At 38.7% G+C, this 12,979-nt stretch carries 4 protein-coding genes; 1 reads left to right on the forward strand and 3 read right to left on the reverse strand.

Annotation, left to right across the window (positions count from 1 at the left end; all coding sequences use genetic code 11):
• Positions 1-103: 103 nt before the first annotated feature.
• Positions 104-7,546, reverse strand: a complete 7,443-nt coding sequence (locus F0220_RS31140; RefSeq protein ID WP_149847058.1) for a fibronectin type III domain-containing protein — start codon at positions 7,544-7,546, stop codon at positions 104-106.
• A gap of 873 nt (positions 7,547-8,419) precedes the next feature.
• Positions 8,420-9,466, reverse strand: a complete 1,047-nt coding sequence (locus F0220_RS31145) for a hypothetical protein (RefSeq protein WP_133120410.1) — start codon at positions 9,464-9,466, stop codon at positions 8,420-8,422.
• Between the two features lie 186 nt (positions 9,467-9,652).
• Here F0220_RS31145 and F0220_RS31150 point away from each other — a divergent pair, with 186 nt between their 5' ends.
• Positions 9,653-10,798, forward strand: coding sequence for a PDZ domain-containing protein (locus F0220_RS31150; RefSeq protein ID WP_149847059.1), 1,146 nt, complete (start codon positions 9,653-9,655; stop codon positions 10,796-10,798).
• Between the two features lie 422 nt (positions 10,799-11,220).
• Here F0220_RS31150 and F0220_RS31155 read toward each other — a convergent pair whose 3' ends face one another.
• Positions 11,221-11,760, reverse strand: a complete 540-nt coding sequence (locus tag F0220_RS31155) for a hypothetical protein (RefSeq protein WP_091036767.1) — start codon at positions 11,758-11,760, stop codon at positions 11,221-11,223.
• Positions 11,761-12,979 lie beyond the last annotated feature (1,219 nt).

Here is a 12,979-nt window from a genome sequence, read left to right on the forward strand (position 1 = left end):
CCAGAAATTGAAAAAACCATTTCAAGGTGCTCCTTGTCGTAACCTAATGAATTTTCATTTTACCATTTTCATACTTTTGGTGCATTAGGAAATGTTAACCTTCCTATTGTGACTTCTTGTTATTATTCTCCAAATCCTTGTGGACCACTTCCATCAATCTGAAAATTAGTGCTGCTGCCTCAGACCGAGTGAGATCTTTCAACGGACGAAACGAACCATCTTGATACCCGTTGACTAATCCTAATTCAGATAGGTAGTTTACTTTATCAGCTGCCCATCCTGAAATTTTGGTCTCATCCACAAATCTCTGCTGTTCACTAGTTCCTGAAGCGTTCATTCCTCTCAACACATTAGCTAAGATCACCGATGCTTGTTCTCTTGTTATAAGTTCATGTGGTGCGAACACTTGGTTTCCCATACCGGCTATAACCTTATTTTTAATGCCGGCTGCAATATATTCTGCAAACCAGTCTTCTGGGCTTACATCCTTAAAAGTCCCTTTGTATTCTGCCGACTCAATTCCCATTAAACGGACGATTAATGCAGTGAATTCCGCTCTTGTGATCGCACGTTGCGGCTCGAATTTAGTTTCGCTAATCCCTGAGATTACTCCTTGTTGCGCCAAGAATATGATCTGTTCCTTATTAAAAGTACTGTCTATGTCTTCAAAGAACACTTGTTTTACAGGCGGAGTTGGTACTACCTCAAGATCAGCAGGTACATCTTTAATTGATTCTGTAGGTTTTGATACAGGTTGCCCGCTGAAATTTCCTCCAGAAGGTGCGAGGAAGCCCAAAGTCCGAGCAGTGATCTCTTTAACTTCACTCCGGTCAGAATTCTCGTTCTCTGTCCAAGCTTCCATCAAATACACTGTTCCCCCACTAAGATTTTTCAGCGTAAAGTGCTGATCCTTTCCTCTATATACTTCTGTCCCATGATGAGCAAGAACGAAAATTTCGTTGGCGGATGGGAGCGTCCAGGTGAAATCAACTTCATTCGTGGTTTTACCTACAGCTTTTACCTCGAAATCTCCACTTGGTAGCGTCTCAAAGATCGGCACATCGATCCCCTTAGCTTCACCAACTTCATTAAATGGAACTATTCGGTATGTTCCGTATTTCGTAGAGCTGCGAAGTCCAGTCAATGAGAATGATGTGTTCTCCGTGGATGTAATGATTGTATCATCATCATATAGGTTGTATCCTGTTGCACCTATAATAGGCTCCCAAGAAATCTCTACTCCATCGACATCTCTTTTATCAATAGATGGAGAGATGGTCATATCAGCGGGTAGTGTTGTTGCATCTAATGCAAAACCTTCCTCACTTATACCCGTGTCATTTAAGGTTCTAATGAAGTATTTATATGTCTTTCCTGGCTCAAGGTTTTCATCATTATATACAGACTCCGTCACTGTGACTTGGCCGATTTCCTCTCCACCTCGTTGAACAATGTAAGCTGTAGCCCCTTTTACCTTACTTAAAGCAAAATCTAGAGATACTCCATTCGATGTAGATGTGTAACTCACAGTTGGAGGAGCTGCAGGTAATGTAAGTAGAGAATGAGTAAATTCTTCTGATCGATCTCCTTGGCTGTTCTCCGTGATAAATGAAACCTCTTCGTTTGTTCCCGCTCTTAATTCAGTTAGAGTGAAGTTAGTTTCTTGTCCTCGGTAAACTTCCTCGCCCTGATACTCAATGACCATCATTTCATTCTTCAATGGAAGAGTCCATGAAAGCTCAGCTTCCGTTGTTTTAGGTTTTGAATTCACGATCAACCCTTTAATTACTGGAAGCGTCGTAAATTCTTTTACCGAGAATGCTATGGCGTCGCCTGCATTGTTAAATGGAACAACACGAATATTATTGTACGTTTGTGCACTGATTAAATTGTCCACTGATGCACTAAATTCGGTCGTTATAGTAATTAATTCTGAGTCAAAATAAACTTTGTACCCCTCTGCCCCCTGAATTTTATCCCACGAGATCGATACGCTATTATCTGATACAGACAGAACTTCAGCTAGTTTTGAAGATGTAGCTGGAACGGTTCTTGCTGTTAGTGCAAATCCTGTTACACTCTCACCTGACTTATTTGAAGTTTTAATAACATAAGTGTATTCTTCTCCAGCTTCTAGTCCATCTTCTTTAAATGAAGTTTCATTCAACGGGATTCGTCCAACTTCCTTACCGTCACGTTCAATGATATACTCTTCAGCTCCGCGAACAGCACTCATGGATAAATCGATAGTTAGGGAGGTATCCGTTATACCACTAATAGTGGCTGTAGATGGTGCTGTCGGTTTTGTTAAGCTTGTAAATGTAAGAGGCTCGGATTCAATACCTTCTACATTAAAAGAAGTGATGGTAAACGAATAAATTGAACCCGCACTTAAGCTAGGAATGATACTCTCCAAATTCGAAGTTGAATATTTATCGCCCGTTTCATTATTTAAAATTTGATAAGAAACAGCTCCCTTGACTGGAGACCATGTCACGTTAATTTGATTCGTTTCAGGATGAACTACAATAGAGTTCTCATTTACGACTTCTGTCTTTGTCGTAACTTGAACCGTCCTAACTTCTCCTGCTCCACTAGTGTTCTCCCCGTGAATCGAATAACTGTATTTAGTACCTGGAAGAAGTCCTTTATCTGTGTATCTGATATCTGATGAAGGAATCTTCGCAATAAGTACCCCATTGCGTTTAATCACATATGTGTCAGCTCCTGTTACTTGTGTATCAGAGAGATCAAGCGTTAGTGACTCTTTCTCGATGTCTACCGTATTCACGTTAACGGGTTTTCGTGGCAGCGTCTTAAATCCAAATTTTGAATTCTGGGAACTGACACCAAACTCATTGACAGCATGAATCACATATTCATAATTCGTTCCATCCGAAAGTCCGGTTATTTCGAGAGAAGTCTCCGTCCCTTGATACAATACGTTGTCGTCGTGTTCAATAATATATTCAATAGCTCCGGTTACGGGTTCCCAATTCACTTCTGCTTTATACGTTGCTGGGGATGACTGAACATTTGTAACGAATGAAGGTTTAGTCATCCATACATAAGCTGTCTTCTGACTTTCACCTGTTTGATTTATAGCCTGAACAGTAAATGTATGCTTTGAACCTGGAATAAGATCATTGACTTCGAATTCTGCTGAAGTCGGAGTTCCGACAATTTGTCCATCCATAGAGACAATGTACGAATTAGCGGTTGCTACTGTTTCCCAGCGAAGGCTTATAGTCGTCTCAGTCGTCTCAGTCACTTCAACTTGATTAGGCGAGTGAGGATTGGTTAAGAATTCGCCTCCTACAGAATCACTATAACCAGAGTTGTTGCCTGCTTCCACTGTGTAGTTGTACACATTACTACCTGAAAGCCCCGTAAGTTCTAGATGAGTCCCCGCAACTTCAAATGAACGGTCTCCAATCTTAAGTCGATATCTATCTGCCCCAGGTACGGGAAGCCATGAAACGGTAGCACTTGTTTCAGTTATTGAATCTAACTTTAATTCTTGTACTTGATCAGGGACGGTGATAGAGCTTGCCGAAACAGATGAACCTTGTCCACTCTCATTCACTGCAAAAACTTCAAAGGAATACGATGTTCCCGGAGCAAGATCTTGGACAACAGCTGTGGTTTGTTCACTAGGGACGGTTAAATACTCTCTGCCTTCTTGAACAATCACATAGTGGTCAGCTCCTTGAACTGCCTGCCATGTTAAGCCCAACGAATGCTGAGTCGGATTCACGATTTGTAAACCTTGTATTTTACCAGGTAGTGTCATCAGTCCATTTAAAGTAACTGTCTCGCCCGTTCCTGTTTCATTGGAAGCACTTAGTCCATATTGATATAACGTCCCTGATTCAAGACCAGAGTCTGTAAAGGTCAGTTTAGGTCCTTCAAATAGCGATTCACCATCTCTATTCAATGAGTAATAGGTTGCTGAAGTGACCGTATCCCAACCGAGTGTTATTTTCGTTTCCTCTATTTGTACACTTGCAAAATGACCAGGAGCAGATGGTAAAGATAAGAAACCAGCATTTCGACTAGAGCCTTCTCCGGATTCATTTATGGCAATTACACTTACGGAATAGACCGTCCCTGCAGAAAGTCCACTTATTAACTGTGCACTTGTACCATGTACGATTTGATCAGAAACAATTTGATTGTTCCTATCTCTCGCTATGATTCTATAGGAAGAAGCGCTCGTCACGGGATCAAAGGAAACACTCGCCTGACTATAATCAGTCCCAACCTTTTGAATTACAACATTTTCTGGAGCAAGTGGTAGTGTGAGCGTAGAAACAGTACTTGAGAAGTCACTGTGTCCAACATGATTCATGGCACGTACTCTGTATTCATACCTGTTTCCACCGTATAGAGCTTCATCTAAAATCTCATTTGAAGGGTAGTCTAGACTCCAAGTCTGACCTGTTGTTGTGTTTTCAATTTCAAATTGATACCCATCTGTGAGTACATCTTCAGGTAGATCAAAAGAAACTTTTGCGGTCCCTTCAGAGACATTAGTTACCTTTAAATGTTCAGGTACTTCGGGCAGCCTTTGTAGCCTGAGCGGGGAAGTCACGGTAGTGACTGAATTCCCTGCATTATCTTGTACTTTGGCATGCACGTACCATGTCCCTTCAGAATCAATAGTAACTATTTTTTCATTTTCATCAGCAGAATCCCAACTTACGGGTGCTTCTGCACTGTTAGTGATTTTAAAATATCGTTGATTTGGATCCACTCCTGAGTGTACATCAGAGTAAGTAATAGAAACGTCAATGTTTTTATCCGTCCAATCTGTAGTATTCGGAGTAATTGAAATTGACGGGTCAAGGTTATCAATAAATACTTTTTTGACAACTTCTTCTCCTACATTGCCGACTGCATCACGTGCTCTTACCGTTAAAGTAGTAATACCGTTATCATGAATTGTTCCAGTACTTCCTTTCACGAACTCGGTATCATTGATTTTATATTCGTAATGGATTGGATTATGATCTGTACTTCCATTAATAGAGAACATAACCGAATCCTGTGTCCAGGATGATTCACTCAACAAGACTTGAGGAGTTGACGGAGCCGTCTTATCAATCTTTGCCAGAGCTGATGACAATGCTCCAACATTACCTACGTTGTCCACCGTTCTTGCAAATATTTCAGTTTCACCTTCTGCTGAAATGGTTTCTTCGGCTACATAATCAACCCAGGCTCCTGTAGCTCCAAACCGATATTGCGTCTTAGCAACTCCGCTACCCTCATCTACCCCATCGGTAATAGTGAATGTCACGTTTTTGTTGGTCCACTCCAAATCACTCAATGTTAACTTCGGTGCTGTTGGACCAGTTTTATCGATTTTAGCTTCAACTACTGCTTCAACACTTATATTTGAAGCATTATCGATGGAACGTCCGTAAATTTCACTTCGTCCTTCCGTAGTAATGGAAAAGCCTTTTGTATAGTCTTTCCATTCACCCCCGGGACCGATTTTATACTGGATTTTTTGAACACCACTGAGATTATCCGTACCAGGAGATAACGTCACATTTACATCTTTATTGGTCCAGCTAGAAGGATCCAATGAGAAAATAGGTGCTTCCGGAGCAGTTTTGTCTATACGAGCTGTTGAAGAGGAAACAATGCTTGTATTTCCAAAGTTGTCTATTGTTCTAGCATAGATATCCTGAAGACCTTCTTTAGAAACTTCAAATGGCTCTTTATAATCCACCCATTCACCGGTTGATCCGACTTTGTATTGACTTTTCTGTACACCACTTAAGTCATCTGTTCCGTTTTTTACGGTCACTATTGCAGATGTATTAGTCCAACTTGAAGGAGCAACCGATACTTCAGGTGCAGTCGGTGCCGTGGTATCCTTAATGATTTGGCCCGCCGCAGTATATGCTGTTGCAATTCCCCCTCCATTTACCGCACTGACAAACACGTTATATTTCCCATCTGCAACTCCGTCCAATGGAATATTCAGCGTTGTCGCTGTCGTTGTCCCAGATTTTACAACTTTGCTATCTGCATCACGTAATTCATATTTGTATGTAGTCCCAGTTGGGTTTCCATTCGCTGACCATTTTACGGTTGGTGAGTTTCCTGTCTGCGTGACAGTTGCTGAAGTTGGAGTATTAGCATAGGTATAACTGCTAGTTTGAGTAGAATAATCCGTGTAAGAACCACTAGAATTTTTAGCTCTAACTTTAAAGACATAATTGGTATTAGGTGATAATCCAGTAACCGTTGCTGTATTAGCAGAACCTGCATTAATCGTTTGGTTCGTCGTGACATTGAGTAACTCATAGGTCACAGCTGACTCGTTCTCTTTTTTGTCCCAGGTGACCGTAAGACCATTGGTAGAAGTTGAACTGATTACGGGCTGACCCGGAACAACAAAACTTCTTATATTAAAATTGACTGTGTTTGCTGTAGAAACGCCACCTTTATCATCCATAACCCACACCTGTAAGGAGTGAGCGCCATCCGATAGGGTTGAAGGCAGTGTATAATTACTGCTAAATTGTTGATTAGATCCATTGGCCGTCAATGTAGAAAGAACATTTTCGGCCCCCCCATCTATAGACCACTTCACAGTCAGAAGATCACCGATATCCGTATCTTTGGTAGTACCGGCAATCTGAAGTGTTTGACCTTTGTAGTAGGATTGGTTAGCAGCTGGAGAACTTAAAGCAAATGAGGGCGGTGTATTCTGTGGGCCAATTCCCACAATGGTTGAAACTTTCCTCGATCCGCCGCTCGAAACGGTTTGTTTATCCCACCAAAACTGTGCAGCTGTGTCCCCTGCAGTAATCTGTTGTCCCACGTAAAAAGAGGAAGGAGGACTTCCGCCTGTCAAGCTGGCGTTCCCTGGGCTCTGATAAGCTCCCATAAAAATTCGATCTGCGTTTACTACGTTATATGTGTTTGCATAAAAAGCAGTGATCTGCACCCCACCACTATAATTTCTCCAGCCATTTTGAATAACTTCAAACGGTGAAGCATCATTACCGTTCACCATAGTATCCCAGTAAAAGGTTCCACCTAGATTTTGATTACCACTACCTCGATTGACTGCCTCTAACTCAACCTTCATGTACCCACCTTGTGATGTTGCATTAACAATCGACACACGAAGGATGAATTCAACATTATCTTTCTGACGTGACATTTCAATGATATTGTCATTAATTCTAAAGTAATTTAAAGGCAGCGAGTTGAAATTGATTCGTTCCCCGTTATAATCCAGGAACGTTGAAACATTCCCGGCATTGCTACCATAAAATACGTTGGTGTTTGGTAATAAAATGATACGGTAATTACCCTGATCGTTCATCTCCACTTTTACTACGGAAGATTGAACAGCTTTTAATGATGTCGTGTTGGAAACAACAGAAATAGTATCTACTGCTGCATAGGCCGCAGGTGTAAATACACCGTTTGCCACTAATGGGGGTGCAAGTAAAGCTAACGCTAGTACAACTTTAGTTGCTTTTTGTGCTGCCTCCCTAACTTTCTTTCTCTTCTTCAATAGTCTCCCTACCCTTCTAACTGTAAAAACAAAAAAAGCACCTCAATATTGGTGGTTAACCAATATCGAGGTGCTTCCCCGTTTCTACTATTAAGTTATTTGTATTATAAGCCATGGTCATACTGCTGTAAATATATTGCCTTAAACTCATGTTGATTTTTATGAACTGAAATTGTATTAACACTTCATCTCAGTGCTTATTACATTGAAACCAACCTGATATACGATTTTAAAAAAACTAATGATGCTATGATCTTAAGGAATGAGATTGCTTTTACACAACTACCTAAGTCATTTTCTTAGAAAATCGATATAAAGTTTCAAGTACTGCTTTGGCACTAATATCCGTGATGATAAATGAACACTACTAAGATGCACGGTACGAAACTCTACATCATTTAAGTTATTTAGCAGCAGTAATGGCATCATAGAAATGAGTGCCTTCACGAGGTTTTATACAAGTAATCTTTTTCAAGGCCACTCATCGGATCTCCTATAGTTCTATTTCTGTAACAATCGGTCCTTAGATTGCATTGGCAATACTTATGACCAACAATAATACCACTGCGAAGACAACCCCATACCCAAGTACATACAAGGTAACTCTCGATAAAGCCTTAATCAACCGATATGAGATATAAAGAAAATTCATTAACAGATAACTCATATGATCCTACCTTTCTTTAAAAATAAGAAAACGCACCTACCCAATACGGGCAGATGCGTGCTTCGCATATATTTTATTAAGTTATCTTTTACTCTATCATCCTTCATACAGCCTATCAACTGAACCTTCACAAAATATTGAACAATGTTTTAATTCTCGCGCAACTTTGGGTTGTATTCAATTAAACTTCATTATTGAGTTATATGTCATTTCTCCAATTGTTTTCGTTCCATAAGTTGTTTGTATATGGAAGCAGATCTTCTGAGAAGATCTGAAGGTATTCCTTCTTCACTCATTGTTGTAGGAGAGTGAACTGGTAACACTTCCTCTTTTGTTTCGATTCTTTTATATTTGTCCAAAATAACTATGTCGTGAAGCAACCATAAACTTCCTGATTGTCTTAGTAATCCTAATTTCTTATATCTCTCTAGGGATCCTCGTGAGTTATCCCGGCGTATTGTTCCCTTAGGTAGACCATATTTCTTCTCAGCTTCAGATGTAGTCATCACTTCTGAAATTATTTTTTTGCACTGATCACAAATTGTGTAGTTTCCAAAAAACGTTGGAATACCGTTCTCTTTCAACCAAACATTACATTGAGAGCAACGATAAGGTAGCCGCCCACCTTTAATTCGATCTACTTTACTCTGTAAATCTTGGATTTGTGCTTGTAAGCTAAAGATTTGAGTATGCAAATCCGGGATTAAGGTTCGCATCCCTTCCATAAATTTTTTTTGCTCTTGAAGGTGATTCAAGCGATTAATCAATTCATCGATCCAAGAATGTAGTAGGTTAGTTTTACGCCGGCCGGCTCGATAGTAGATCTCACCTACTACCTCATGTATAAGCCAGAATTTCTCCGATTTACGTATGAGAAACTGCGATTGCAGCATTTTAAGGGGACCTTCACAATCTTGTTTTACAGTCCCGGGACTTTTAATGTCAAGATCTCGTTCCATTTCAGTAGTACCTTTCACCTGCTTAATCGTACATAAACACCTTGGACATATCAGGATGCTACCTTTGTCCCCAAGTTTAGCTGGTTCATCTTCATTCCAAATAGGCTGCTTGCATAAATGGCAGTCTATCCGAGAAAATCTGAGGTTTAGTCTTTCTTTTCTCTGCTCAAAGCTTCTAATCTCTCCTTCGATACTAAATATCTGATAGGAGGCATCCGGGAGTAAGTCATAATTATCTATAAGGGTTCCAAGTGTGGCTCGAAGATCTTTTAGGCGTTGTTCATAATCATCCATTATATGCATATATCTCCCCCATCTCTAAGGTTCACTATTGCATATATTATATTCGAAAACGCACCAACTAGAAATGAAGCAGTTAAATGATTGGCTTCTTTTACTGTTCCTTAACCGTGTTAATAACTCATCTAATAAAGCATATCGTAATTCATCTATAGTATTATGTAGTTAATCATTAATGACATGAAAAATCGGGTTCTTCTCATTCCTTCTATATCAAATAGTTATTTTGGTATATTAGTTCCATTGCTAGTTTATAATACTGAGGTGATTCTCTTGGACATAAAAGATTACAAGGTGATTATTCTTTATATAGCTCCCTTGATTGTTGTTATCATATTTTTGGGTTTGTTGCTGCTTAAGCCTTTAAAGGTGCCAGAGGTTTGGACAGCACCTGGGAGTATTCTTTCAGTTGACCCCATTATTGATGCAAAACCAATTCGCGAAAGCGCTCAAGCCCATCCTACTAATCTTTACATGACTTATGTAAAAAAAACACAAATTAATTCTGTATGGGAGAAAATATACCTCGGGTCTGAGGGTTATACAAGAACTTCTGTTACAAAGTTCTATGCTTCAGCTTCTGAAAGCACTAGTGACTTTACCGAAAGAGATTTGACTATTTTAGATAAAGAACTTTTACCTTATATGAAACACACTATCGTAAAGGCTGCAATGGTACATGAGGAGATTGATTTACCAGAAGAAATATCTAAGCCAGTTGTGGTTTTTCATCCAGAGAAGTTTAAAACAGGTCAAGATCTTAAGGTTGGAGATGAAATTCTATTCATAGATGATATAGAGGTCGACTCACCAGAAGATATTAATCTTTATCTAGAGGATTTTAAAATCGGAGATACCGTAAACGTAATCGTTCATCGTGATACTAGCAACGTAGAGATTCCAGTGACTATAAAGGAACTGGATCGCCAAGGAAAAGCAACGTTAGGAGTTTATTTAAAAAACCAATTTGTTTTCAAAGGGTTATCTGTTGATGACGTTATCCATTTGGACAACAACTATTCAGGCGAGTCAGGAGGTTTCATGTTGGCATTGGGTTTAATACAGCAACTCGATCCGAATGTCGATTTGGCTAGAGGAAGGAAGGTTGCTGGCACAGGAGGCATAACTAGGGGTGGTGATATTCAGTCAATAAGTAACCTGGATCTCAAATTGCTTACTGCAAAGAATGAAGAAGTAGATATTTTTATCTATCCTAAATATCAAGAACAAGAGGTTGCCAAAGCAAAAAATAGCTACAATTTAGAAAACATTAAACTAGTAGGGGTAAGAAACTTACAAGAGGCTATAAACTACCTCAGTCAATAACTGAATTGTTATAGATCCCTTTCCAAATTAAGAACGTTAATATCAAGCTAAATAAACCGATTATCTGATATTAATTGAAACTCTGGTAAAGTGACTTACATCTGTGAGTCTGCCATGTCCGTATATAACTATAGAAATAGCCGTGACATAACTCAGTACAATTGAGAGACCTGAATGGAGTTTCTCAATTGTACAAAATAGATATTCTTAAGAAATAAAGTAGACTCTCAAGTCAAGCAAAACCAGGACTCAACTCCCCATATTTTCTGCTTCGCCAACACCTCTTGTAATGTAACATTTGTGGCCCGTTTGAACATGGATTTCTTCTATAATCTTATTGGCATGTGAAGAGTATTTTCTTCTCTCCCCCCATACATTAGTAAGGTTCATTTATTTCCTCCGTTTTTTTCTTCCTGATGTTATTACCTCTCTCGAATTTTCCCATACAAAACCTCATCAATTTTATTCATTACCAACTGATATGGTTCTATAGCTTCAGCAATTAATTGAGAATATTTCTGAGCAGTTTGATGCCCCTTTTTGTTTCCATCGTACATCATCACATGAGATTCTATTTCTAACGCAGCGATAACTGAATGGATTATATAGAGTGACATACTAAGATACAGATCATTAGAGGTACTATTAGTTTTGTGAATTGTTAATTCCTTATAAATAGTTGAGAATATGCTTAAATCAGACTCTTGGCTATCGTAATTATCAGTAGACCTCAACCATTCTTTAGCACAATTCACTCGATCTAAAATCATTCGGTTCCAAAATCCTAAATCATAAGAGTCTATTTTAATCCTAATGGATATATGAATACCTGGGATAAGCTTTTCTGCACGTAAATAATACATCGTATCTTGTATTGCTATTATTGACTGACTAGAGATGGATTCGATGTCTTGCTCTGCTTGATCTCGAACCTCTTGTGGGCCTCGTAATATCGGGTCCATGAATTCAACTCCTTAAGCCCTAAACTGAGTTAGAAACTAGTGAATGGTTAAACACAAAAAAAACGCACCTTGCCCAAGATTGGGTAGATGCGTACTTCGCATATGGATTATTTGATTCTCATAAAGATAACATTATTTAATGTGTTTCTCAACACTGGATGTTGGAAAAGGTCTTGAATCAGAAAGGTCAAATAATTAATAGATACACCTATTCATTTCTAAGTGAAGAGATGAACGGAATCTTACTCCCAACAACCTTCCCCCAAAATGGGTCTGCTTATCAAAGGTTAAATAAAATACTTATATTACTGAATATATTATGTAATATTTAATTGTTCAATTATGTACTATTTTATCGAGTTCAAATTTCCGTATATTAATCGGGTTCATTAGATTATCTTTATGAGATAAGGAAGCGAATGCTAAACATTTAAATGCATTACTATTTTCCCGGAGCAAGGTAAATTCATCTTATGGTTAATGAATAATAATATATTACTGAATATAAAACTTAATACTCAAATCACTTTGCTCTATAGAATATCGTCTACAGCTTAAATAGTAAGTATTATTGTTCAGTAATATTAATATATTATTTAAACTTAATACTTCTATTAATCGCACAACTAAGAAATGTCCAGCTCTTATTAATTTTGACTGTTGTTCATGTAGAAAGGCAAAGTAAGGAATTTAGTAAGGAGGTATTTGTTACACAATGCAAACTTACTGAACTCAAATAGGAAAGTACGGAAAATAATCAATAATACTTCAACCAATCAGCGAAAAACATCACACGGCATTCTGCCGACGAAATTGCACCATCTTCAAGACGGAGCAATAAAAAACGCATAAGAATACATAGAGTCACTAAATATCATAACGCTGGTTACAAATCATACAGAAGAGAGGTTTACTCGTGATGTCTGTTAAGAAAGTAAAATGGTATGGGAAACAACTTGTTTAATTGGGGCAATGGGTCCAACAAGCGAAATTATTTCATTCTGTGGAATAGATACAGAAATACTTTACACATTCATATAGCGGTCTGCATAAATTCATTCTCATGAAGATTGAGGATGTAAGTACGAGCCTAAACTCTTAACTGATTGTTACGAGAAATTCATTCAATCGGTACCGCTTCCCAACGCGTTCACATTTTCGATCGTTGTCTAAGTAATCGCAGTTTACATAGTTCATATTCCCTGGAGACTAACGGTAT

The organism is Paenibacillus sp. 37 (genome assembly GCF_008386395.1).
Taxonomy (GTDB): domain Bacteria; phylum Bacillota; class Bacilli; order Paenibacillales; family Paenibacillaceae; genus Paenibacillus; species Paenibacillus amylolyticus_B.